At 42.2% G+C, this 26,280-nt stretch carries 19 protein-coding genes and 1 pseudogene; 7 read left to right on the forward strand and 13 right to left on the reverse strand.

The annotated features are described in order from the left end of the window. Positions 1-14 precede the first annotated feature (14 nt). The 3 genes from dtd to typA all read right to left on the reverse strand — a co-directional run bounded on the left by dtd (position 15) and on the right by typA (position 3,263). Positions 15-452 (reverse strand): D-aminoacyl-tRNA deacylase, encoded by a 438-nt coding sequence (gene dtd, locus K358_RS0117535; RefSeq protein WP_027698035.1) that lies wholly within the window; start codon positions 450-452, stop codon positions 15-17. Continuing rightward, positions 449-1,324, reverse strand: a complete 876-nt coding sequence (locus K358_RS0117540; protein ID WP_038150404.1) for a virulence factor BrkB family protein — start codon at positions 1,322-1,324, stop codon at positions 449-451. Before K358_RS0117540 ends, dtd begins: the two co-directional genes overlap by 4 nt. 109 nt (positions 1,325-1,433) lie before the next feature. Next, on the reverse strand, positions 1,434-3,263 hold the full coding sequence (typA, locus tag K358_RS0117545; protein ID WP_027698037.1) for a translational GTPase TypA: 1,830 nt from the start codon (positions 3,261-3,263) through the stop codon (positions 1,434-1,436). Between the two features lie 624 nt (positions 3,264-3,887). Here typA and glnA point away from each other — a divergent pair. The 5 genes from glnA to K358_RS0117570 all read left to right on the forward strand — a co-directional run bounded on the left by glnA (position 3,888) and on the right by K358_RS0117570 (position 11,624). Beyond that, on the forward strand, positions 3,888-5,297 hold the full coding sequence (gene glnA / locus K358_RS0117550) for a glutamate--ammonia ligase (RefSeq protein WP_027698038.1): 1,410 nt from the start codon (positions 3,888-3,890) through the stop codon (positions 5,295-5,297). A gap of 173 nt (positions 5,298-5,470) precedes the next feature. After that, the gene (locus K358_RS0117555) at positions 5,471-6,130 is read left to right on the forward strand and encodes a DUF4124 domain-containing protein (RefSeq protein WP_027698039.1); all 660 of its coding nucleotides are present in this window, start codon (positions 5,471-5,473) and stop codon (positions 6,128-6,130) included. Positions 6,131-6,305: 175 nt separating this feature from the next. Beyond that, on the forward strand, positions 6,306-7,391 hold the full coding sequence (gene glnL / locus K358_RS0117560) for a nitrogen regulation protein NR(II) (protein WP_027698040.1): 1,086 nt from the start codon (positions 6,306-6,308) through the stop codon (positions 7,389-7,391). A gap of 56 nt (positions 7,392-7,447) precedes the next feature. After that, on the forward strand, positions 7,448-8,860 hold the full coding sequence (gene glnG, locus K358_RS0117565) for a nitrogen regulation protein NR(I) (RefSeq protein WP_027698041.1): 1,413 nt from the start codon (positions 7,448-7,450) through the stop codon (positions 8,858-8,860). A gap of 211 nt (positions 8,861-9,071) precedes the next feature. Further along, positions 9,072-11,624, forward strand: coding sequence for a bifunctional diguanylate cyclase/phosphodiesterase (locus tag K358_RS0117570; RefSeq protein ID WP_038150408.1), 2,553 nt, complete (start codon positions 9,072-9,074; stop codon positions 11,622-11,624). 140 nt (positions 11,625-11,764) lie between these two features. On the opposite strand, the gene hemN is transcribed toward K358_RS0117570, so the two are convergent. The 5 genes from hemN to K358_RS0117595 all read right to left on the reverse strand — a co-directional run bounded on the left by hemN (position 11,765) and on the right by K358_RS0117595 (position 15,859). Further along, positions 11,765-13,138: an oxygen-independent coproporphyrinogen III oxidase gene (gene hemN, locus K358_RS0117575; protein ID WP_211232248.1), complete on the reverse strand. Its 1,374-nt coding sequence runs from the start codon at positions 13,136-13,138 to the stop codon at positions 11,765-11,767. Between the two features lie 146 nt (positions 13,139-13,284). Further along, on the reverse strand, positions 13,285-13,773 hold the full coding sequence (locus K358_RS0117580; RefSeq protein ID WP_027698044.1) for a DUF2489 domain-containing protein: 489 nt from the start codon (positions 13,771-13,773) through the stop codon (positions 13,285-13,287). 56 nt (positions 13,774-13,829) lie between these two features. Continuing rightward, positions 13,830-14,405: a Der GTPase-activating protein YihI gene (yihI, locus tag K358_RS0117585; RefSeq protein ID WP_027698045.1), complete on the reverse strand. Its 576-nt coding sequence runs from the start codon at positions 14,403-14,405 to the stop codon at positions 13,830-13,832. Between the two features lie 30 nt (positions 14,406-14,435). Next, positions 14,436-15,074, reverse strand: a complete 639-nt coding sequence (locus K358_RS0117590) for a class I SAM-dependent methyltransferase (RefSeq protein ID WP_027698046.1) — start codon at positions 15,072-15,074, stop codon at positions 14,436-14,438. 167 nt (positions 15,075-15,241) lie between these two features. Then, the gene (locus K358_RS0117595; protein WP_027698047.1) at positions 15,242-15,859 is read right to left on the reverse strand and encodes a c-type cytochrome; all 618 of its coding nucleotides are present in this window, start codon (positions 15,857-15,859) and stop codon (positions 15,242-15,244) included. 182 nt (positions 15,860-16,041) lie between these two features. Here K358_RS0117595 and yihA point away from each other — a divergent pair, with 182 nt between their 5' ends. Further along, positions 16,042-16,761: a ribosome biogenesis GTP-binding protein YihA/YsxC gene (gene yihA / locus K358_RS18720; RefSeq protein ID WP_051241371.1), complete on the forward strand. Its 720-nt coding sequence runs from the start codon at positions 16,042-16,044 to the stop codon at positions 16,759-16,761. A gap of 580 nt (positions 16,762-17,341) precedes the next feature. Here the strand turns inward: yihA and spfP are convergent. The 5 genes and pseudogenes from spfP to recQ form a co-directional block, all read right to left on the reverse strand. Continuing rightward, positions 17,342-17,386 (reverse strand): annotated as a pseudogene (gene spfP / locus K358_RS19605) (small protein SpfP); the annotation flags it as partial. 190 nt (positions 17,387-17,576) lie between these two features. Next, positions 17,577-20,408 carry a DNA polymerase I gene (gene polA / locus K358_RS0117605; protein WP_027698048.1) on the reverse strand — a complete coding sequence of 944 codons (2,832 nt, stop codon included), beginning with the start codon at positions 20,406-20,408 and terminating at the stop codon, positions 17,577-17,579. A 1,089-nt stretch (positions 20,409-21,497) separates the two neighbouring features. After that, entirely contained in the window at positions 21,498-22,208 is a 711-nt protein-coding gene (locus K358_RS0117610; RefSeq protein WP_038150411.1) for a 7-cyano-7-deazaguanine/7-aminomethyl-7-deazaguanine transporter, read from the reverse strand. A 196-nt stretch (positions 22,209-22,404) separates the two neighbouring features. Then, entirely contained in the window at positions 22,405-22,710 is a 306-nt protein-coding gene (locus K358_RS0117615) for a DUF3630 family protein (protein ID WP_027698050.1), read from the reverse strand. Positions 22,711-22,713: 3 nt separating this feature from the next. Beyond that, on the reverse strand, positions 22,714-24,555 hold the full coding sequence (gene recQ / locus K358_RS0117620; protein ID WP_038150413.1) for an ATP-dependent DNA helicase RecQ: 1,842 nt from the start codon (positions 24,553-24,555) through the stop codon (positions 22,714-22,716). A gap of 173 nt (positions 24,556-24,728) precedes the next feature. Here recQ and rarD point away from each other — a divergent pair, with 173 nt between their 5' ends. After that, a complete protein-coding gene (gene rarD / locus K358_RS0117625) occupies positions 24,729-25,715 on the forward strand; it encodes an EamA family transporter RarD (protein ID WP_027698052.1) in 987 nt (328 codons plus the stop codon). The last annotated feature ends 565 nt before the right edge of the window (positions 25,716-26,280 follow it).

Here is a 26,280-nt window from a genome sequence, read left to right on the forward strand (position 1 = left end):
CTTTCGTTATTACTTTAAACTTGTAACCAGAAGGTCACCGGTCCGTCGTTGATCAGCGCCACTTTCATATCAGCGGCAAATTGTCCGTTTTCAGTATGAACATCCGCTTGCTGACAGCACTGTGAAAAATGGTGGTATAACCTTTCTGCTTCTTGTGGATCGGCGCCTTTAGAAAAGCTTGGACGCATGCCTTTTTGCGTATCCGCAGGTAAGGTAAATTGCGATACCACTAATACTTCGCCAACCGCTTGCTTCACATTGAGGTTCATTTTTCCTTGGTCATCTTCAAAAATTCGATAACCTAATACTCGTTCGCTCAAGCGTTTGGCTTTTGCTTCATCATCGCCTTTTTCTACCCCTAGTAGCACCAATAAACCTTGATTAATACTACCGACAATCTCACCATCTACCTTAACACTGGCTTCACTGACTCTTTGGATCAAAGCAATCACAGATCATTCCTTTTACGACTAAATTGTTCTTTTAACTTTTGTAGTGGATGGTATGGCTCTTCATCATACCAGTCTTCTCGTTCGCCAAGGCTTGCGGTCACTTCCGCACCGACCAATACGATAAACCAACATAAATACACCCAGACAAACAAAATAGGTATCGCAGCCAGTGCCCCATAAATCAATTGATAAGAAGGAAAGGCAGTAATATACATCGCGAAGCCTTTTTTCGAGAATTCGAAGAGTAACCCCGCCACTAAAGCACCAGTGCAAGCATGGAAGAATTTCACTTTAATATTTGGCACTAACATATACAAGACGACGAAAGTCGACATCGATAAAATCATAGGCAAAATTCGGTAAATACCACTGACCACTTCTAGGCTAATATATTGCTCTGACGTGATATATGAACTCAACGCTAAACTGGCACCCATCAATAAAGGGCCTAAAGTTAATACCATCCAATACATGGAAAATGAATAAACTAAACGACGTTTACGCTTCACTCGCCAAATAAAATTCAAATTCTTATCGATAGTAGAAACCAACATCATGGCGGTAATAAAAACAAAGGCACCACCAATTGCCGTCATACTTGAGGTATTAGAAACAAAGATATTCAACGCATTTTTGACCGCATCCCCAGCGGCTGGCATAAAGTTAAGAAAAACAAACTCTTGAATTTGTTCCGTAATGCCGTGAAAAACAGGAAATTGAGATAGCGTTGTGACTAGAACCGTCACCAATGGCACCAGTGATAGTAGTGAAATATAAGCCATATAGCCGGCATTCACCGCTAACCGATCACGAACGATGCGATCCTTTAGGTACACCAAATAATGGATACATACACTGATTTTTTTGTCCATCATCACGTCCCTAATGATTGATTCATGTATTTTTTAAGCATAATAAAAAAGCCGATGCATTAATAGCATCGGCTCAAATTGTGCATTAATGTTGAGTTAATACCAATTATTATTTAGGAGCACGACCCGCACGTTTACGCTCATTTTCAGTCAAATGACGCTTACGGATACGGATGCTTTCTGGTGTTACTTCTACTAGTTCATCATCATCGATGAATTCTAAAGCTTGCTCTAGAGTGAACTTAATAGCAGGCGAAAGCGTTTGAGCTTCATCTGTACCAGAGGCACGAACGTTAGTTAGCTGCTTACCTTTCAGACAGTTAACGGTTAAGTCGTTGTTACGGTTATGAATACCAATAACTTGACCTTCATAAACTTCATCAGCGTGCTCTGCAAATAAACGACCACGATCTTGTAAGTTAAACAATGCGTACGTTAGTGCTTTACCGGTTGCATTCGAGATTAATACACCGTTGCTACGTTGACCGATTACGCCACCTTTATGGTCGTCGTAACGCTCAAACGTATGGTAAAGAAGACCAGAACCTGAAGTCAGTGTTAGGAACTCAGTTTGGAAACCAATCAAGCCACGAGAAGGCATGTAGAAGTCCATGCGAACACGGCCTTTACCATCTGGTGCCATATCAGTTAGCTCACCTTTACGGATACCGATGTTTTCCATGATGCCACCTTGGTGCTCTTCAAGCACATCGATAGTCACTTTTTCAAACGGTTCCATTAGTTTGCCATCAATTTCTTTTTCGATAACTTCTGGACGTGATACTGCAAGCTCGAAGCCTTCACGACGCATGTTTTCGATCAGAATTGAAAGGTGAAGTTCACCACGACCTGATACTTTGAATTTATCTGGATCGTCTGTTTGCTCAACGCGTAATGCTACGTTGTGCACTAATTCTTTTTCTAGACGCTCAAGGATGTTACGTGAAGTCACGAACTTACCTTCTTTACCCGCGAACGGAGAAGTGTTTACTTGGAACGTCATAGTTACTGTTGGTTCATCAACCGATAACGGCGTCATTGGTTCAACATTGTTTACATCACAGATGGTGTCAGAGATTTTAAGCTCACCAAGACCAGTAATTGCGATGATGTCACCCGCGTTAGCTTGTTCAACTTCGTGACGCTCAAGACCAAGGTAACCTAGAACCGTACCCACTTTACCGTTACGTTTCTTACCATCAGCACCAACGATAGTCACTTGTTGGTTTGGTTTAACGCTACCGCGAGTTACACGACATACACCGATTACACCAACGTAAGAGTTGTAATCAAGTTGAGACACCTGCATTTGCAGTGAACCTTGGATATCAACATTTGGACATTCAACGTTATCAACGATTGCTTGGAATAGTGGTTCCATGTTCTCGCCAGTTTCGCCTTCTTCCAAAGTTGCCCAACCGTTTAATGCTGAAGCGTAAACCACTTGGAAGTCTAGTTGCTCATCGGTTGCACCTAGGTTGTCAAATAGGTCGAATACTTGATCCATAACCCAATCAGGACGAGCACCAGGGCGGTCGATTTTATTGATAACAACGATTGGCTTCAAGCCGTGTGCGAATGCTTTTTGAGTTACGAAACGCGTTTGAGGCATAGGACCATCAACCGCATCAACGATAAGAAGCACCGAGTCAACCATTGACATAATACGCTCAACTTCACCACCGAAATCGGCGTGTCCAGGGGTATCGACGATATTGATTCGGTAATCGTTCCAGTCAATCGCGGTATTTTTCGCAAGAATGGTAATACCACGCTCTTTTTCGATGTCGTTCGAATCCATGACGCGCTCTTCAGCTTCACCACGAGATTCAAGCGTACCCGATTGTTGTAATAGCTTATCAACCAAAGTCGTTTTACCGTGGTCAACGTGCGCGATAATCGCGATATTTCTTAACTTATCAATCTGTGGAGTAGTCATGCAATTCGGTTCACTTATGTAAGACGCCCAGACACTGGACGAATTTGATTTAAAAAACGGTCGTAAATGTATCAGATTTTCCGAAAAAACCTAGGAATATGTCACATTAACGGACAAATATTACCCGAAAATGACTATTTTAGTGTAAACCACGTTAAGCATTTTCGCTTAATCGTCAGTTACCCTTTGGTTAAAAGAAAAAAATAGACAGCCTAATCAACAAGATAGAACACTCTCCCCCTTCAGTCTTTTAAAACTGCATAAAAAAATAGAAATAATGCGCTCTACACACCATGTTGCATATTTACCTTAGTTTTCACATTGACAAATCGATCAATTCTCGGCTGAATAGGACGAGTTATTTAACCGTTTGCATCACCACGGTGCGTAGCGCACCAATATTGTGCAACCGAAACCCAAAATAGTGCAAGTAAATGCACTCTATTGGCATAAATAATTTTATCTTTATGTTTTTAAAGGATTTATTTTTTTGGCACGATTTTAGCTTTACTCAAAGCATCGTTGATTACTTTTTATAGAATCAAGATCGCTAAAAGCTAGATTCATTAGTTTGAATCTCTTTTATCGTTCAAACAGTATTAATAACACCGGAGGTTATCCAAGATGTCAGTAGAAAATGTACTCTCTCTGATCACAGAAAACGAAGTTAAGTTTGTTGATTTACGCTTTACCGATACCAAAGGTAAAGAACAACATATCTCAATTCCAGCTCACCAAGTCGATGCTGACTTCTTTGAAGACGGTAAAATGTTTGATGGCTCTTCAGTTGCCGGCTGGAAAGGCATTAACGAATCAGACATGGTGATGATGCCAGATGCATCAAGCGCCGTTTTAGACCCATTCACCGAAGATGCCACGCTTAATATCCGTTGTGACATCCTAGAGCCTGCCACAATGCAAGGCTACGATCGTGACCCACGTTCAATCGCAAAACGCGCTGAAGATCATATGCGTGCAGCAGGCTTTGCTGACACGGTATTAATTGGTCCAGAACCAGAGTTCTTCTTATTTGATGATGTGAAGTTCGGCAATGATATTTCTGGTTCATTCTTCAAGCTTGATGATGTTGAAGCTTGTTGGAATACCGGCACTGAATATGAAGGCGGTAACAAAGGTCACCGTCCAGGTGTGAAAGGCGGTTATTTCCCAGTAGCACCCGTTGATTCATCTCAAGACATTCGTTCAGCAATGTGTTTAATCATGGAAGAAATGGGCTTAGTTGTTGAAGCGCATCACCATGAAGTAGCGACTGCAGGTCAAAATGAAATCGCAACTCGTTTTAACACCTTAACTGAAAAAGCCGATGAGATTCAGATCTACAAATATGTGGTTCATAACGTCGCTCATGCTTACGGTAAAACTGCCACCTTTATGCCTAAGCCACTCGTTGGTGATAACGGCTCTGGTATGCACGTGCACATGTCACTTGCGAAAGATGGGGTTAACCTATTTGCGGGTGATAAGTACGGCGGCTTATCTGAAATGGCGCTTTACTACATTGGTGGCGTGATCAAGCATGCGCGTGCGATTAACGCCTTTGCTAACCCATCAACTAACTCATACAAGCGTCTAGTACCAGGATTCGAAGCACCAGTTATGCTTGCATACTCTGCACGTAACCGTTCTGCATCAATTCGTATCCCAGTAGTACCAAGCCCGAAAGCGCGTCGTATCGAAGCTCGCTTCCCAGATCCAGCAGCTAACCCATACCTAGCGTTTGCGGCATTGCTAATGGCTGGTCTTGACGGTATTAAGAACAAGATCCACCCTGGCGATGCTATGGATAAAGACTTGTACGACCTACCGGCAGAAGAAGCGGCTGAGATTCCAAAAGTAGCAGAATCTCTCGAGATCGCTCTTAAAGCACTAGACGAAGACCGTGAATTCTTAACTTCTGGTGGCGTATTCTCTGATGATTTCATCGATTCTTATATCGACCTGAAATCAAAAGATGTTGAGCGTGTTAACATGGCAACGCACCCATTAGAGTTTGAATTGTACTACTCGGTATAATCAAACCGGTTAACCTGATCAGATTTATTTTGTAACGGTGTAAACCCAATGAAAATTTTAGGCTCGCCTCTCAGGTGAGCCTTTTTTTTATTGTCGCCACACAACCATCAATTAAGCTATCCATAAGCAGTAAATAATAAGCAATCATCAACACGACGATCACGGTGCCCATTATGAAACGGATCCACATACCAGTATTGTTATTTAGCCTGATCATGAGTCAAGCTACTCTGGCAGGACAAGTTTATAAATGGACAGATAGTAAAGGGGTGACACACTTTAGTGACAGTCCACCACCAGCAAAAGCCGATAGCAAAGAAGTGCTTTCTCTGCCGGATATAAAAGCCCCGGCTCCAGAACCTCAATACAGCGACAGTACTCAAGTTGTTCAAGCGCAAAGCTCAGCGGCTAGCTCGCTTGGGTCAACTGAAGCTCAAGATTCACCTGAAACCCAAGATATGGTGAATACCACTATTCCTACAGAAAAGAGTGAATTAGCTAAAGACAAACAAAAAACCACAAAGCTATCATCAGAGGTGGATAAAAAGATTGATCTAAAGATTATTAGCCTACAAGACGATCAAACCATCCGTAGTAATCGAGGCTTTATTACGGTGCAAGTTGAGCTCAGTAAGAAGTTAGGAGTAGGCCAGTCATTGCAATTAATGATGGATACGCAGCCTTATGGTGCGCCACAGACACCATCTTTATGGGAATTAAAAAATATAGACCGAGGCTCACATACCTTTTCGGTAAATGTTGTCGAAAGCGGCAAGGTTATTGCATCATCCAATACAATCACAGTGCACCTACATAGAACAACTGTGAAGTAGAAGTATGATCTATAAAGCATAAGCCGTTAACCCTAGCTAAAATAAGCAGCCAGCTTAGCTAACTGCTTAAAAACAAAACCTAAAAACACTATTTTGTTTGTGCTCAATTTTATCATGCTCCATACTGAAACTTTCAAGTGCACCTTTTTAGTGCAACATAATGGATGTGAGCATAATGAACAAGCAAACAATTCAAAGTGATGAGCTGGTTACCACGATTCTTGGCAATATGGTAACGGCAACTTTATTACTCGATGAAAAATTGACGATTCATTATGCTAACCCTGCGGCAGAACAATTATTTTCTCAAAGTGCCAAGCGACTACTTAACACCGCCTTATCTCAATTAATACAGCATGCTTCGATGGATTTGGCGTTGTTTACCCAACCATTACAAAGTGGTCAAAGTATCACTGATAGCGACGTGACCTTCGTGATCAATGGTAAGCCAATGCTACTTGAAGTTACCGCCAGCCCGGTTTCAGTAAAATCTAATGACAAACAACCCCTAATGCTATTGGTTGAGATCCGCAAAATCGATTCACAACGTCGCTTAAGTCAAGAGCTCAATCAGCACGCACAACAACAAGCGGCCAAACTGTTAGTTCGCGGTTTAGCGCACGAAATCAAAAACCCACTTGGGGGGCTAAGAGGCGCAGCACAGTTATTAGGTCGCATGCTACCCGACCCTAATTTAAACGAATACACCCAAATCATTATTGAACAAGCTGACCGTCTGCGAGCTTTAGTCGATCGCCTACTTGGCCCACAAAAGCCGGGAAAAAGGTCACCGGCCAATTTGCATGAAGTATTAGAAAAAGCTCGTCAGTTAGTTGAATTGGAATTTGCTAACCAAGTTATTATTGAACGTGATTACGATCCTAGTATGCCGCATATTGTGATGGATGCCGATCAGGTCGAGCAAGCCTTCTTAAACATTACCAGTAACGCGGCGCAAATTTTAGCTTCACAACCCGACGGTACGATTACCATAAAAACCCGTACCGTTTATCAAGCCAACATTCAGGGTCAACGCCATAAGTTGGTGGCTCGGATTGAAATCATGGATAACGGTCCCGGCATTCCAAGTGAATTACAAGACACCTTGTTCTACCCCATGGTCAGTGGGCGAGAAGGCGGTACTGGGCTCGGACTCTCTATCTCACAAAATATTATCGACCAACACAACGGAAAAATTGACGTTGAAAGTTGGCCAGGGCATACCGTATTTACCATTTATTTACCGATCCAAACGGTTTAAAAATCGGGAGTGCCAAATGTTGTTTAATTTATCGAACTTGCGCAAGGAATTAGGATATGAGTAAAGGATTTGTATGGGTCGTTGATGACGACAGCTCAATCCGTTGGGTACTAGAAAAAACATTATCATCAGCGAATATCCAGTGTGAAACATTCGCTGATGCGGAAAGCGTACTTTTGGCATTAGAGCGTGAAACTCCTGATGTGTTAATTTCCGATATTCGCATGTCGGGTATGGATGGCTTAGCGCTACTAAAACAAGTGCAAACCAGTCACCCAGATTTACCGGTTATTATTATGACCGCTCACTCGGATTTAGATGCCGCGGTTAATGCTTATCAAACCGGGGCTTTTGAATATCTACCTAAGCCCTTTGATATTGATGAAACCCTTACCTTAGTTGAGCGTGCCATTACCCATAGTTATGAACAAAAGCATGCCACTAGCGGAACAGAAAACCTCAAAACCGTCACACCAGAAATTCTCGGTGAAGCGCCAGCCATGCAAGAAGTCTTTCGCGCAATTGGCCGTTTATCACGCTCTTCCATTTCGGTCTTAATCAACGGTGAATCAGGTACAGGTAAAGAGCTAGTTGCCCATGCCCTACACCGCCATAGTCCACGTTCAAAAAATCCGTTTATTGCTTTAAACATGGCAGCGATTCCTAAAGACCTGATTGAATCAGAACTGTTTGGTCATGAAAAAGGTGCATTTACCGGCGCCAATAGCGTCAGACAAGGCCGCTTTGAGCAAGCCAATGGCGGGACTTTATTCTTAGATGAAATTGGCGATATGCCACTGGATATTCAAACGCGCCTATTGAGGGTGTTGGCAGATGGACAGTTTTATCGAGTCGGTGGCCATGCTCCGGTTAGTGTCGATGTCCGGATTATCGCAGCCACGCACCAAAACCTCGAAAAGCTAGTCAATCAAGGCGATTTTCGTGACGACTTATTTCACCGTCTCAACGTCATTCGTGTACATATTCCAGCATTGCGTGAACGTCGCCAAGATATCGAAAAACTGGCTTCTCACTTTTTAGGCCGTGCAGCCGATGAGCTAGGCGTAGATATCAAAACGCTGCATCCAAGCACGGTTGAAACCTTAAACCGACTCCCTTGGCCAGGTAACGTACGTCAATTAGAAAACATCTGTCGTTGGTTAACTGTGATGGCAAGTGGTAGCGAAGTGCTTCCTAATGATCTACCCTCTGAGCTGCTCAATGAAAAGCGTCCAACCGATCAAGAAGGCAGCGCCGGATCGTGGCAACAACAATTAGAAAGTTGGGCTCGTTCAGCGTTATCTGCTGGAGAATCAGAACTTCTGAATATTGCCCAACCAGAATTTGAGCGCATTCTACTGCAAACCGCATTGACCCATACGAATGGTCATAAACAAGATGCGGCAAAATTATTGGGTTGGGGCAGAAATACGCTGACCAGAAAATTAAAAGAGCTCAATGTAGATTAAGCTCAAGGCTGAACCATACTGGTTGTTAAAAACAGGGAGACTGATGTGTTACAAAAACCAAACGACGCATCAGCCCCAAATTGACAACTGAATAACTATATTCACAAAGGTGATGAAAGCTGCATAATTACGCAATTTTATTAAAAAATACATACCAGATCACAGATTTTGATTTATAATTATGGGCTGTCTTCTATATACATTGACTCACATGAAAGCCCCACGTTTATCATTACGCACTGCCATTATTTTACCTTTGACGCTCATTCTATTCGCAATGAGTGCTATCATTTTTGTCATTCAATCGATTAGTTACCAAACGACCTTAGAAGACATCAGTAAAAAAGAGCTAACGACTCTCGCGCAGACCGTAAGAACCAACTTGGGGAATTATCTCTACCCTTCTTTTATTATCAGTTCCACGTTAAGCCAATCCGTTATCCATCATTTTCAAGAACCGACTAGCACTTCAGCGGATAAAGCGAGCTTTATTTTTGATATCTATGAAAGTATAAAAGATCAACTTCCTCAGCTTGATACATTAAATATTGGGGTTGATAAATCCGGCTATTATTACGGCTTTCGCAAAGAAGACGACCAATCTCTATCTTTATTATTAAAAGATGAATCGACCAATAATGATCTTGTGGTGTTTGATGGCGCTAACAGAAACTCTAATGAGCTTTATCGCGTCAAAGACTACAATATGCATCCTCGTCCTTGGTATGCTCCAGTGGCTTTTGCTCGCAAGCAAATGTGGTCTGAACCTTATATCAACAATGATGAGAAGCAAGAAATTACCCTTTCTGCGTTAACGCCAATCATAGATAAAGGTCAGCTTTATGGCGTGATCTCTGCGGACATCAAAGTCTCTACCTTTAATCAACTACTTACTGAACAAAAAAGTCAGCATAATCGCTCAATTTTTATTTTTGATGCTAACCAACGCTTAGTGGCTCAGTCTGAATCATCAGACAAATTGAGCGTGATCAGCGAAGATGCACCTAAAACTGAAACCAACAACCCACTTTCTATTGAAGGTGGCCGCCGTGCGATATATGCCAGTACCGATCCGGTAATCAAAGCCGCCTCAAAAGCCTACTTATCGCAATCTGTAGGTGATGACCAATTATTTGAGTTTTCACTCGATAACAAAAAACATTTTGGCTATGTCACCCCCTTCAAAGACCAATACGGTCTTAACTGGCATATTGGAATCTCGATTCCAGAATCAGAATTTCTCACCAAGATGTCTAGCCAACAGCACATGATGAATATCACCATTATCGGCAGCACCATCTTGTTATGCTTCACTGGCTTTATCTTCCTAACCAGAGTGACCTCTCCAATCACACAAACCGCTAAAGCGGCGCAAAAACTCGCCAAAAAAGAATGGAATACTCAGCTGCCAGTGTCTGGTCAAACTTTTGAAACTTATACCTTGGTTAAGTCCTTTAATGACATGGCGACCGATCTACAAGCGGCATTTACCGATTTACATAAACAACTAGCATTTGACTCATTAACCGGTCTGTATAGTCGTGAAGGTTTAATTGAATCAGTAAAAAACCATAAAAGACTCAATGGGTATGTGTTTGTTATTGGCTTTGATAGCTACCGTAATATCAACGATACCTTGGGTTACCACACCGGCGATCAACTGCTACAGACGATTGCTGAAACCATCAAAACCATCGCCCCGGCGAATAGCTTCCAAGCAAGAGTCGGCAGTAGTGAATTTGCCTTAATCACACTGAATATGGAGCCAGACCACAAGCAAGATCTGATTAGCTTGATCGTCAAAACCTTCGATAAACCAATCCGCTTAGGCATGGAGAACATACTTCTGTCTCCGGTGATCGGCACTAGCCCAATTAATAATAGCGCTCTAGAGCAAGCCCTGCGCCAGGCAAGTATTGCTTTAAGCCATGCTAAGAAGCACCAATTAAAAGAAACGACCTACTCTTCTGAAATAGAAGAAGATTCGTTAAAACGCACCCAAACCATCTTGCAAATTAGCGAAGGTTTAAAGAACCGTGAATTTGTGCCTTTCTATCAACCTTTAATTGACCTAGAAAGCGGTAAGATTATTGGCGCAGAAGCACTGGCTCGCTGGTTATCGCCAAGCAAAGGGCTGATTCCGCCAATGCAATTTATTCCGATTGCAGAAGAAACCGGCTTGATTCATCAAATTGGTTACCAAATTTTATTGCAATCATGCCAAGATACTCAAAATGAAATTGATGCCGGACGCTGGCCTGCAGACTTCCATATTCACGTTAACGTGGCCGTCGACCAGTTGGCTTCTGAGCAATTTATCTCTGAGTTAAAATACATCTTAGAAAAAACTAAGCTATCGCCAAACAACCTGACCTTAGAAGTGGTGGAAAGCAACTTAATTGATGATAACCCACTACTATTAGAAAATATTGAGAGCATCCGCTCAATGAATGTCGGTATTGCTATCGATGACTTTGGTACCGGCTACTCTTCACTGGCTTACCTACAGACTATTCCATTTGATTGCCTGAAGATCGACCGAGCCTTTATCAAAGACTTAACCGCAGAAAATGGCCACAACTCGATTGCCGCGGCGATCTTATCGTTAACTCGCGATATGAATGTCGAAGTGGTTGCAGAAGGTATTGAAACGGAAGAGCAAGCGAAAGTCTTGGCTGAATTAAAATGTGAGCAAGTACAAGGCTTCTACTATGGTCGACCTTCACCACTTAAAGAGTGGGCCACCAGCTTTCCGCTTAAATAAGACAAATTAACCTAAGCTGAAATTACTTAGAATGAAAAATGCCGCGACCCCAATGGCGTCGCGGCATTTTTACAGCTAATACATACCCAAAGTAATGGGAGTTGCAGTCAACAAAGCTGCAACTTCAAGTACAACGGGTATTAAATTACACGAGAGAACTGCTGCTGACGGGCGCGTGTTCGTAGGTAAGTATCAAAGCACATACAAATATTACGAATCAATAAACGGCCACGTAAGGTCACCGTAATATGCGAATCGGTCACTTCAACCAACTGGTCATCAACAAACGTTTTCAGCAAAGCCAAGTCTTCTTTAAAGTACTGATTGAAGTTGAAGTTAAACTCTTTTTCGATCCCGACTTTATCTAGGGTAAAGTTACAAATCAGCTGCTTAATCACTTCACGACGAATCAAATCATCTTGATCTAATACCACACCACGCCATAACGCATGACGTTGCTCATCAACTTGAGCGTAGTACTTTTTCAGCTCTTTTTGGTTTTGTGCATAACTATTGCCAACCATAGAAATCGACGACACACCAAAGCCAATCAAATCACAATCCCCTTGGGTAGTGTAACCTTGGAAATTACGGTGCAATATGCCGGCTCGTTGAGCAATCGCCAGTTCATCATCAGGTAGAGCAAAGTGATCCATACCAATGAACTGATAACCAGCCTCGGTAAGGGTTTTAATCGTATATTGCAGAATTGCCATTTTTTGCTCAGCGCTCGGCATGTGTTCTTCTTTGAGCTTAGCTTGAGCGGCAAATAACTGTGGCATATGCGCATAGTTAAAGATCGATAATCGGCCCGGTTTCATGGCTAACACTTTTTCTAGCGTATGTGAGAAGGTCGCTAGCGTCTGTTTTGGTAAACCGTAGATTAAATCGAGGTTGGTAGAACGGAAACCCAGCTCTTTGGTTCTTGCGACCATGGCAACAATAAAGTCTTCATCTTGCTCACGGTTCACTAATTGCTGAACTTCTTTATCAAAATCTTGTACACCAATACTCAAGCGGTTGAAGCCTTCAGCGCGCAAATGATCCAGCATATCGAGCTCAATTTCACGCGGGTCAACTTCAATGCTAATTTCAGCATCGTCAGTAAAGGTAAACTCGGCACGTAGAGCGGTCATAATGCGCGTCATTTGGATTTTGGTGAGGAAGGTTGGCGTACCGCCACCAAAATGCAATTGACTCACCTGACGCTGCTGAATCAACGGAGCGCGCTCACGGATTTCTTGAATTAACACTTGTAAGTAATCATCGGCTTTATGCTGATGACGGGTGATCACTTTATTACAGCCACAGTAGTAACAAAGCTTATGACAAAATGGGATGTGAATATAAAGTGACAGTGGTCGCTCTGGATAGTCGGCACAAGCCATATCGAGATCAGAGATGGTGAACGCTTCATGGAACTCAACCGCGGTTGGGTAGGACGTATAACGAGGACCAGAGTAGTTATACTTCTCTAGCATTGCTTGATCCCACACGATTTGTTCTTTTAACATCATGACTTCCACTTATTATTTCAACCACACTTACTGAATGTGTCCTAGTCACCTAGGCTTTAGTTATCAGTATCGACAAGCTATCAATACTAATTTTCACCCAATATGGATATACCCACAAAGGTTAAAAACGAGCCTAGTTTGTTCTACATCATTTTTATCGGAATTTGATTGTTTAACGGTGCGATACGTTCTTTAAGATCAGACAACTCAGCAATCACTTGATCGGTTAAACGCACTTCCGCTTTCTGACGCGATAAGTTTTGCTTCATTCGATCTTGTTTGGCGAGCTTTTGTCTCTCTTCACCGCGGGCCATATCTTTGACGACGTCGTACAATTCATAAATCGCAGGATAATCTTGAGCAAAGTCGATGCGTTGATCGCCTTGGACATAATCCATAATGCAATACACTCGGATCACGATTTCAGATAAATCACATTGCTCATGAATACCGGCCATACATAAGGTATTCACATTTTCAAAGATATTGGCGTTACGCTTTTCAATTGCTCTTTGTTGCTGAATTTCAATCAGTTGCTTTTGCTTTTTAATTTTGATCAGCAAAAAACCAGCATAACTGGCTAAAGCAACAATAATGATGGCTCCAACAATGGCTAACAATACGATCGGCATAAAATTCCTTCCGCTAAACGCCCTACTCAACTCAATAAAGTGGCAGGGCTATTCGTTTATTTAAAATCGTTTAAATCTAAATCTTCAAATTGTGACAGTAGATCATCATCTGAAGCAGGTTTCTTCGATTTCTTAGATACAGGTTTTTCATCCACAGCCTGTTCTTCAGGCTCAGATTCTACCATGTCATCTTCATCAAAAATGCCAAGTTGCTTCATTAATGCTTCTAAACGATCTAATTTTTGATCGACATAATTCTGCAAGCCTGCACCCAATTTCTCACCGTTGTCTAAACGGTCGATCAACACATTTAGTTGAGGATCGTTTTGGATCGCTTCAAGCTCTTGCTCGGCATTAAGCTTACGCTGCTGCTTCGACGGTTTTGTTTTCGCTTCCACAACCAAAGGAATCGGTTTCTTACTACCATGGCGAGGATCTTTAGAACCGCCTTGACTACGTTGGTTGTGCGCACCAGAACCATCTGAATGACGGCTACCAGTTTTCAAACCTTTACGCTTGTTGAGACGCTTACGTAAACGACCTTCCACATCCGATTCAGAGCGATTACGCGTTACAATCACTTCTTCAGAACCGGTTGATCCTGGCTTTCTAGATTTTTTCGTACGAGACATTCTTTTTTCCTATTTTAAGGCCGAAATTTATTACTCGGCCTTTTTCAGTAACATGACATCATTACCGATAAATTCAAGTTGCAGCTGGTCACGATTGGCTAAGAACTCAAAGGTTTCTCGGCTAAAAAACACCACATGAGTAGGATCATGTCGATAATGCCAACTTGCAAATGCCTCTACATCTTTCACTAACTTGGTCATTACGCCAAGCCAGCCACCCGGCTTTAACATATCCAGCCATTGCTGCCACACTAGGTTGGGAGTAAAGAGGTGTTCGATGACTTCGGTTGCGGTAACAAAGTCATATTGTTGATGTAGAGCCTGTTTATTAGGGTAATAGTAAAGATCATACAACGCCACTTGATGCCCTTTTTCTTCTAGCATCATAGCTAACGCCGGGCCCGGTCCACAGCCAAAGTCTAAGCCTTGAGATTGCGGAGCGATACGTTGTAATAATGGGTCTACCATGCGCGATAAAAAGCGACGGTAGCCCTGATCTTGAGGGTCATTTTCATGCAAATCATACACCGCTTTTTCAGCTTCAGCATCCACACGTTGCTCTGGGTTTACAAACACCAAAACGCACTGCTGGCACTGTAAATACTGACGACGGTTATCCTGATAATAGATATCGGTTTGGCTACTTTGGCACAATGGACAGGTATGCATAAAATCACCCCTTAGATTAAGGATGCGCAACATACCAGAAATGGCGGTTAGAGTGGAGTTTTATTAAGCAATTTAGCGAAAGATTTTTTGTTAGAAAAGCAAAACCCTCAACAAATTTGCACTTGTTGAGGGCTTAATAATCTATGCTACTAAACTCATGTTAGAGCTTAATGCAAACCACCGATGTACTTCGACAAAATATCAATGTCTTCGTCGCTTAGATTCTTAGTAACATCTTGCATCATGCCATTTAAATCATTATTACGATCAGCGGAACGGAATTTTTCTAGCTGAGCTTTAGTGTATTCGGCATGTTGGCCTGAAATTTTCGGGAAGCCGCCTAATTCCATACCATGTCCACGAGGACCATGACATGCAGCACAAGCAGTAATGCCTTTTTCAGCATCACCGGCAAAGTAAAGTGCTTTGCCTTTCTCTACTACATTTTCAGGAGTTGAACCTTCGGTTTGTGGTAATGAGGCGTAATAAGCTGAGATATCAGTGATGTCTTCATCCGTCAGTGGCATCGCCATCGCGCTCATCACAGGATCATAACGACCTTGTTTACCACCGCTGCTCATACCTAATTTAAGGTCATGCATCTGCTTTTCTAAGTACTTAACATGTTGACCGGCTAGCTTAGGGTATTGAGTCACCACGCTATTACCATCGGCACCATGACAAGCCGCACAAGTGGCAGACTTTTCTTTCCCTGCTTCAATATCACCTTGTGCCCACACAGAGCAGCTGGCAACTAAACTAATAATGAATACTAATTTTTTCATGACATTCCATTTATAATTATTCAGCTTCCACTACCACGATACATAAGCGTTCATGGTACACTATGTCTAACGGTTACTTGGGGATACTTATTTTAGTCTTGCCCAGACAAGTAAACCAATTGTACACAATTATACATAAAAGCAATCATTCCTCTACAAAAGTGGAGATGGAGTTAACAAATATGGAAAAAATCCATTATCAAAATACCCACTTTATTACGAGTGCCCCAGATATTCGCCATCTTCCTGAAGACGAAGGCATTGAAGTTGCTTTTGCAGGTCGTTCTAATGCCGGTAAATCCAGCGCATTAAATCGATTAACCAATCAGAAAAACCTCGCGAAAACCAGTAAAACGCCGGGTCGAACTCAGTTAATAAACTTGTTTAAAGTGACGGAAAATTGTCACATCGTCGATCTACCTGGCTATGGCTTTGCCCAAGTGCCAATTGAAATGAAAAAGAAGTGGCAGAAATCACTCGGTGAGTACTTACAAAAGCGCGAATGCTTAAAAGGTCTCGTAGTGTTGATGGATATTCGTCACCCAATGAAAGATCTCGATCAGCAATTAATTTACTGGGCGGTAGAAGTGAATATTCCAGTTCAAGTTCTGCTGACTAAAGCCGACAAACTGAAACAAGGCCCACGTAAAGCCCAACTATTAAAGATTCGTGAAGCATCAATGGCTTTCTGTGGCGACGTGCAAGTTGATGTGTTCTCTTCTTTGAAAGGAATTGGCGTTGATCAGCTACGTAGCAAACTCGATTCATGGTTTGCTCCAGCCTTAATGAGCGACGAGATGATGGAACAACTACATCGCGAAGAACTCGCAGCAGAGTTTGCCGCAGAAGAAGATGTCATCATTACTAACCCTGAAATTCAGGATGATGTAAGCAAAAGCTAATATCAATTAAGTATTTAATTAAGCAGCCCGAGGAAACTTTGGCTGCTTTTTTGTTTATTGAAAAAGTGCTCAATAAAAGAAATCCCCAAAAGCATGGCGGCCAGTGGGGAAAATGAGAGAGAAATGGAGGTTTTCTAATTGTAATATACCCAAGTGACTTGGGTATATTGAGCATTGACCAAGAGCGTAAAAAACACAAGATTGGACCATTTCCCAACCCTGAGTATTAAGATTCACCCGGCGAAACACACTCATCAATCCGCCAATTTTCAGTTAAATTACAAAGAATTTCCGAAGCCATTCACAATCTTGTTTTCATTGGTAAATTAAATACACGATAGAGCCAATAATTGGTGATTTATTCTGTTATTTTACTACAAAATGAATTTTGCTCTGTAATGAGGAAATCTGGAGGTTGATTAGCAGAATATTATCGAGGAGAAATAAAGACAATCTCGGGAATTGAACTTGAGAAAAGGTGATTTAATTGTGTTTATTTTCAGTTAGTTAATGGGTTTTATTTTTCCTTTGTCACAAGAAAAAACGCCCCAGTCAAAAACTGACTGGGGCGGCTGAAACAGCCTAATCCAATAACGTGAAACAAAAGGTCTAAAAGATAGAACATCTTACCTCTGTACCCTACACCTGTTAATTTACCGGAAATGTTACTCAGATCAAGCTTTTTCTGTACTAAATTTTCACCTTTTTTATGAAAATTACCAATTTATAAACAAAATCAAAACTTTATTTCGAATAAAAAAAAGCCACCTAGTGAGGTGGCTCAAAGAAATAGATGTAAATGAAACAGTGAGCTATTAGTGGGCTTGATCCCAGTTGTCTCCATGGCCAAATTCTGCCACTAATGGCACATTCAGCTCAGCGGCAGACTCCATCAGCTGCTGTATTTTTATTTCAATACGCGCTAATTCGCTTTCTTTCACTTCAAACACCAATTCATCGTGTACTTGCATCAAAAGTTTCACATCACCATTGCCTTCGGCTTGGATCCACTGATCGACAATCAGCATGGCTTTCTTAATGATGTCTGCCGCCGTACCTTGCATTGGCGCATTGATTGCCGCACGTTCTGCCCCTTTACGACGCATACCGTTACTTGATTTGATTTCTGGTAGGTGCAAACGACGACCAAATAAAGTCTCAACATAACCCTGTTCCGTCGCTTTTGAACGTGTATCTTCCATATACTGCATTACGCCAGGGTAACGCTCAAAGTACACATCCATATACTGCTGCGCTTCACCACGAGGAATGCCTAATTGCTTGGCAAGACCAAAGGCGCTCATGCCATAAATCAGACCAAAGTTAATCGCTTTAGCACGGCGACGCTGTTCGGACGTAACTTGTTCAATGCTACATCCCATCACTTCAGCGGCAGTCGCGGAGTGAATATCTTTGCCTTGAGCAAACGCATCTAATAACGCTTTATCACCGGATAAATGCGCCATGATACGTAATTCGATTTGTGAGTAGTCGACCGCTAAAATTTTCCAACCATGTGGCGCAACAAACGCTTGGCGAATGCGGCGACCTTCTTGATTACGAATTGGAATATTTTGTAAGTTTGGATCGGTTGATGATAAACGCCCGGTTGCGGTAACCGCTTGATGATACGAAGTATGTACTCGCCCTGTTTGCGGGTTGATCATCTTAGGAAGTTTATCGGTATAGGTTGATTTCAACTTAGCCAGACCACGGTTTTCTAAAATCAGCTTAGGTAACGGGTAGTCTAATGCCAACTCTTGCAGCACTTCTTCATTGGTTGATGGCGCGCCAGAGGCAGTCTTCTTCACCACAGGCAAACCCATTTTATCAAATAGAATCGCTTGTAATTGCTTTGGTGAGTTAAGGTTGAATTCTTGCTCAGCCAACTCAAACGCCTTGGCTTTTAGCTCTTCAAGACGTGCTTCTAATTCTTTTGATTGAGCATTCAGCAGCATGTCATCAATCATTACACCGGTACGTTCAATACGTGAAATCACCGGAACTAAAGGCACTTCGATATCTTGATAGATAGATTTCAAACCCGCATCTTGATCTAAAGCGGCTTGCAAACGGTTATGCAAACGCAACGTCACATCCGCATCTTCGGCTGCATAAGGGCCTGCCTCTTCAATATCTAATTGATTGAAGGTCAGTTGCTTTTTGCCTTTACCAGCCAGTGATTCAAAAGAAATGCAATTATGTTGTAGGAAACGGAACGCTAAGCTATCCATATCATGTTTGCCACCCACACTGTTAAACACGTAAGACGCTAACATGGTGTCAAAACGAATACCTTTCATTTCAATATCGTAACGCGCAAGTACGCTAGCATCGTATTTGAGGTTCTGACCGACTTTAGCCTGTGAATCATCTTCGAGAATCGGTTTCAGTTGCTCAAGTACCCAATTACGATCTAGCTGTGCTGGCGCATCAAGGTAGTCATGGGCAACCGGCACATAAGCGGCTTCACCTTCGGCAACTGCAAACGACAAACCAATCAAATTGGCTTCCATGTAGTTCAAACTATCGGTTTCAGTATCGAAAGCGAACACATCCGAAGCTTTTAATTTATCTAACCAAGCGAGGAAAGTATCCTGATCAAAAATGATTTCATATTGGCTGCGATCAATATTGGCAGGACTCATATCGACTTCAAGCGCATCTGCGGTGGTCGCAGATTTAGTGGTACTTTGACTTGTACCACCACCTTGCTCTGCTTTGACTTGTGCTAGCCCATCAACTGCGGCAATTTTACCGTCACCGCCTTCAAGTAACTCGTTTAACCAAGATTTAAAGGTCAGCTCACCAAATAGCTTCATCAGCTCATCTTTATTTGGTTCGGCTTTGCAAAGATCTTGCGGCTGGCAATCGAGATCCACATCCAGCTTGATGGTTGCTAGCAAATAAGAAAGATCCGCGTTTTCTTTATTTTCTAGTAACTTCTTCGCCATGGTTTTCGAACCACGGAAAGAAAGATCAGCGATCTTATCTAAATTTTGATAAATGGTTTCTAAACTACCTAGACCTTGCAACAAAGCAACCGCGGTTTTATCACCGACGCCCGGTACGCCCGGAATGTTATCCACTTTATCGCCCATCAACGCGAGGTAATCGATAATAAGCTCTGGTGGTAAACCAAACTTTTCAATCACCCCTTCTCTATCCATCACCACATTGGTCATGGTATTAATCAGCGTGACATTATCATCCACCAGCTGAGCCATATCTTTATCGCCAGTGCTGATTAATACTGGCATGCCTTGCTTAGAAGCTTGTGAAGACAAAGTACCAATCACATCATCCGCTTCAACACCCGGCACACAAATCAGCGGTAAGCCCATCGCACGAATAATGTTGTGCAAAGGCTCAATTTGATCGCGTAACTCTTGCGGCATCGACGGACGGTTCGCTTTATACTCAGAATACATTTCATCGCGGAAGGTTTTACCTTTGGCATCAAACACCACGGCAATACGCTCAGAAGAAAACTGCTTCATCATACTGCGTAGCATGTTAACCACACCGTACACCGCATTAGTTTGAATGTTGCCGTTATTCATACTTTCAGGATAAGCGTGAAAAGCGCGATATAAATAAGAAGATCCATCAATAAGAATCAAAGAGTTGTCAGCGATTGTTGCCATAGTGTCTAGTACCCAATCTGATGAGAAACATACGATCCGCCTAGAATGCCACGTCTCGCTTTGTGAATCTATTGATATGTCGGAAGCACGATTGAACCAACTGTGGATAACTTTGTTGTTAACTTTTCAAATGAAATTTTAAAAAAATCAAAATCATTAACAAAAAATAATATTATCACTTAAAAAACAATAGCTTATACAGCAATCATTCATGCTGGGATAAAAAGAAGCGTAAGGATCTTTTGTGGAAAACAATTAATCACAATGGATCCTATACCCAAGTGACAATAATAATGATAAGCAAAGTCGGCTCACTAAATCATAGGCAAAAAGAAAGCGACACCGAGTGGGCGTCGCTTAGCAAAAAGTGGCTAGATGTAAAACTTATGCACCTACCACGAAAGCTAGTACCAATGACTGTAATTTAGTAGTCATATATTGCGCAGGAAAAACGGTTGAAAACAAGGCAAAAATTTTCGTTAAGTAGTTTACCTACAAACAAAATTTATAACGCAGTTATCAGGCGTTTTAACCAGCAATATTGATTAACTCATTACTAGAGTTGGTACAAAATACACTGGAAGCAATGTGAGCAATGTCGTGTCTTAAAGAAGCCAAGAATCTCATGCCGTTGCGTTTGATTCTCTTTTTCCCTTTGACGAGGTTAATAATAATCATTCTCATTAAATGATCAACCCCTAAATGAGAAAAAGTATCATTTAATTTTAAGTAATTTCGAAAATAAATTTCAAGCGGTTGATATTACTGAAAGTTTAAATTCGTTGCTCGGATGAGAAAAACGGTTTCTAGGTGCTAGTTTCTAGAAAAAGAAGATGGGACGTTACTCGGTATTCGGGTATTTCACTTCTCGTAGCTCGGAAAACATAGAATAATAAAAGGTGATGTTTAGCTGTGGCACAAAGCCATCATAAAAAATCGTCATCCTGAAAAGCGACGTAGGAGCGTAGTTCAGGATCTCCAGGCGCTATAGGAGATTCCAAACCGCTCGTCCCTCACTTTTGGAATAACGGTGTTAAATGTATCAACCTCGAGAAACGAGCAGCGGAGCGCCCGAGCGACGAATCACGCTTATGCATTCACTTTCTGTTGAGAGGAAGTGTCGGCTACCGTGGTGAGTTTTTTCATTAAGTAATTGAGCAATACACCATACATAGGCACAAACAAACCTAAGCTAATAATCAGTTTCACACTGTAATCAACCAAAGCAATTTCGGTCCAATGTTCCGCCATAAATGGATCGCTACTCATGTAAAAGGCAATAGAGAAGAAGGCGATGGTATCAAGCGCATTACCAAATAGTGTTGAGCAGGTTGGCGCAACCCACCATTGTTTCAACTGACGTAAGCGGTTAAAAACATGCACATCCATAATTTGACCAAGTAAATACGCCATAAAGCTGGCTATCGCAATACGGGCAACAAACAGATTAAGCACGCCCAATTGAGCCATTCCTTGAAACTTGCCTTCAAAGAACATCACCGATAATACATAAGAAATAGCCAGTGCCGGCAACATCACCCAAAAGATGATTTTACGTGCCATACCTGCGCCAAAAATACGTACCGTAAGATCAGTGGCTAGGAAGATAAACGGGAAAGTGAATGCGCCCCAAGTGGTGTGCAAACCAAAGATAGTAAAAGGAATTTGGACTAAGTAATTACTCGATGCAATTACCAGCAAATGGAAGATAACCAACCAAAACAGTGCTTTGTTTTGCTGTTGATCAGTATATTGAACAGACGAGAATGCCGCCTGCGAAGCAGATTTTAAACGAGTCATATTGTGACCTTTTTTTAATGTATGGGGGCGAGGGAACCCATAATTGCTAATTCGTAGTGTTATTTGACTAATTAGTCAGATATTAAGGCGAGCGATTATACAGAAATGATCATCCACTTCAACTGTTCAGTTTTAAAGCAAGTCTCGGTAAGATTTTTATTCTGGCTCTAGAAACGAAGCGTAACTAGGGACCTAACTACCCTACCCCCATAGCAAATAATTTCGCTAGATATTGCAGCTCTTCATCCGCCTGGTTCGGTGCCATCGCTTCTAGCCAGATAGTTTCGGAATAATGTTCAGCTCGTAAAAATAGCTGACAGCCTTCAAAGTCGATTAACCATGAATGCAGATCAGCATCATTTTGCTTTTCAATAATAGAAGCCGATAGCAGCTTTACCAGTTCTGAACCCAATGCTGGAAAGGAATCATAATCAAATCTAGGATTAAGCAAGATGACTCGCCCGGCCTGTGCATCAAATTCTCTTAAGCTATATTTGGCCATACCCTACCCTTCACCATTAGTTAAATGTTCTTGGATCACATCTAAAAAAGCATCGGCGTATTTTTCAAGTTTACGTTGACCAACACCATTCACTGCCAGCATTTCACCATAGGAAGTCGGCAGAATATCCGCCATATCAACTAAGGTCGCGTCACTGAATACTACATAAGGTGGCAAGCCATCTTCATCGGCAATCGCTTTACGCAGTTTACGTAACTTAGCAAATAGCTTCTTATCGTAATTCTTGGTCACCAGTTTGTCGTTCTTAGCGGAACGTACTGCAGTATCTAGACGCGGCACCGCCAGTTCAATCGACATTTCACCGCGTAATAAAGGACGCGCTTCTTCGGTTAGCTGTAAGGTAGAGTTACGGGTAATATTTTGCGTTAGCAGCCCTTTATGAATTAATTGGCGCATGATGCTGACCCAATAATCATGGCTGTGTTCTTTACCAATACCATAAGTACTGATTTTATCGTGGCCGTTATCGCGCACGCGAATATTTTGCATGCCGCGCAAGACTTCAACGACATAACCAACACCAAAACTTTGATTGACTCGATAAACACACGACAACGCTTTTTGCGCCGCTTCGGTGCCATCAAAATGTTTCGGTGGATCTAGGCAGATATCGCAGTTGCCGCAAGCTTTGTGGCTATATTCGCCAAAGTAATTTAGTAGTACTTGGCGACGACAGGTTTGCGCTTCCGCAAAAGCACTCATCGCATTGAGTTTATGGCTTTCCACTTGTTTTTGCGGACCATCATCTTTTTCATCCAGCATGCGGCGCAGCCAGCCCATGTCGGCCGGGTCATATAACATCACCGCTTCCGCAGGTAAGCCATCACGCCCGGCGCGTCCGGTTTCTTGATAATAAGATTCAATGTTACGCGGAATATCAAAGTGCAGAACAAAGCGCACGTTAGGCTTATTGATACCCATACCAAACGCCACTGTGGCGACGACGATTTGAATGTCGTCTTTTTGAAAGGCTTCTTGCACATAAGCGCGTTCATCGTTATCCATACCAGCATGATAGCCTGCGGCACGAATATGGTTATTGCACAGCTTTTCCGTCACCATTTCGACTTTTTTACGGCTGCCACAATAAATGATGCCGCATTGCCCTTTTTGGGTAGCAAGGTAGCGGATCACTTGCGAAACCGGCTTATGTTTTTCTAATAAGGTGTAACGAATATTTGGTCGGTCAAAGCTGCCTAAATATTCCAAAGGTTGATTCAGTTGTAGGCGAGAAATGATGTCTTTACGGGTTGCATCATCGGCGGTGGCGGTTAACGCCATCACAGGAACATGAGGAAAACGCTGCTTTAATTGGCCAAGTAGCGCGTATTCAGGGCGAAAATCATGCCCCCATTGAGAAATACAATGCGCTTCATCTACCGCAATCATGCTGATCGGAAGATGCTCTAATCGTTCACTAAAGTCTCGGCTTAAGATTCGCTCAGGTGAGATGTAAACCATCTTCAGTTGACCGTTGTTCATACGGTTATAAACCCGAATCAATTCCTCTCTTTCCATACTGGAATTGATACATTCTGCCGCCACACCATTGGCTTTTAATTGGTCGACCTGGTCTTTCATCAAGGAAATTAAAGGGGAAATAACGATGGTGAGACCAGAATGCAGCAAAGCGGGAACTTGATAACACAAAGACTTGCCGCCACCGGTTGGCATAATCACCAAGCTATCTTGCCCTGCGATCACACTGTCGATCACTTCTTGCTGACCAACACGAAAGTGCTGATAACCAAACACATCTTGCAGAGTTTGAGCTGGTGTCGGTGTTGAATGCGAATGCACTTGTGCAGCGTCAGTGGTGGGCATGCCTATCTCAATACAAAAAGTGAACCTAAAAATCAGCCGCCCATTGTAGTGGGGATCGTCGCTGATTGAAACATGAGGATCGGGCAATTTACTTATTCCGGTAATTCATTAGGTAAATCCCTTATCAGATTTTATACTTGCCGACCTTTCTAATAATAAAAAGATAAACCGTTATGGATGATGAATTAAAACGTACTCAGCAAGGCGTACTACTTGCCGTTCTTGCTTACTTGATGTGGGGAATTGCCCCGATCTACTTTAAAGCCCTAGGTGATGTGCCCCCTTTTGAAATCCTTTGTCATCGCATCATTTGGTCTTTTGTTTTTCTTGCGGCATTACTGTATTTCACTAACGGCTGGCCAACCGTCAAAGAGACATTACGATCTAAAACCAAGGTCATTTATTTATTGATCACTTCGGTCACGATTGGCGCTAATTGGCTAGTGTTTATTTGGGCAATCAGCATTGGTCACATGCTCGATGCCAGCCTAGGCTATTACATCAATCCGTTATTTAATGTCTTGTTAGGAATGATTTTCTTAAGTGAGAAGCTACGTAAGCTGCAATGGTTTGCAGTCGCGCTGGCCACAATGGGTGTGTTAGTGCAATTGGTGGTATTTGGCTCAGTGCCAATCATTGCCATCATGCTAGCGTTCACGTTTGGCGTGTATGGCTTATTGCGTAAAAAGGTCAATTTAGATGCCTTTACTGGGTTATTCATTGAAACCTTAGTGCTACTACCTATCGCATTTCTTTACTTGTTTGCTATCGCCGATACTGCAACTAGTCACTTGGGCGCCAATAGCCTGACACTCAATGTATTACTGATTTCTGCAGGCATTGTCACTACCTTGCCTTTATTATGCTTTGCTGGAGCGGCAGTCCGTCTACGCCTTGCTACTCTAGGTTTTATTCAATACATAGGCCCAAGCTTAATGTTTATCTTGGCAGTGTTTGTGTATGGCGAAGCCTTTACTGCCGATAAAATCATTACCTTTGCTTGTATTTGGGCAGCCTTGATTGTGTTTACTTGGGATGGATTAAAGAACAATTCTAACAATAAGAAATTGGCGGCGGCGCAGAAAAAGGAAGCGTTAGAGATCGACATTACCAATGAAACGTTGACACAGGATTTAAACCAAACTAATCAGCGACACTAGATCTACCAGGAAGCATTTATGAGATCACCGTCACACTACTCCGTGAGGTAGTCTAAAGCCAAGCAATCAGCCATTTAAGCTAATATGCAGACTTACTACCTCACCCTTGTGCGAGATCTCGCACAAATTAGTGAGAAAACTAACATTAACGCATGATAAAAATAGACCAAAAACAACCTAAAGCATTGATAAATAACAAAACTATTTTTGATAACATCATTTTTTATTAAATAATTTGAACTCACACCATTGTTCCGTTTCGGTTTATGCGTAATATTAACCCTGTCGGAAGGATGCTGACAGGAACAGGAAAGACCCAAGGATAGGTCATCTTCAGGATGAAGATTTGGTTACTTAGGATTAGTAATCAGCATGGAGCAAATGGACATTGAATGGACGCAATCATTACTAGGATGGTAATGACTAAGGAAAGACAATGGACACCTCAGGATTGAGGCATGGAACACACGTCAGGATGATGTGAATGGACACCGCTCATGGAACAAGTGATGCGCGCTAATTAGGATGAATTAGCTGGCTAGGATAAGGCCAAGGACACCGCTAG

The sequence above is a fragment of the Vibrio litoralis DSM 17657 genome (assembly GCF_000426765.1).
GTDB lineage: Bacteria > Pseudomonadota > Gammaproteobacteria > Enterobacterales > Vibrionaceae > Vibrio > Vibrio litoralis.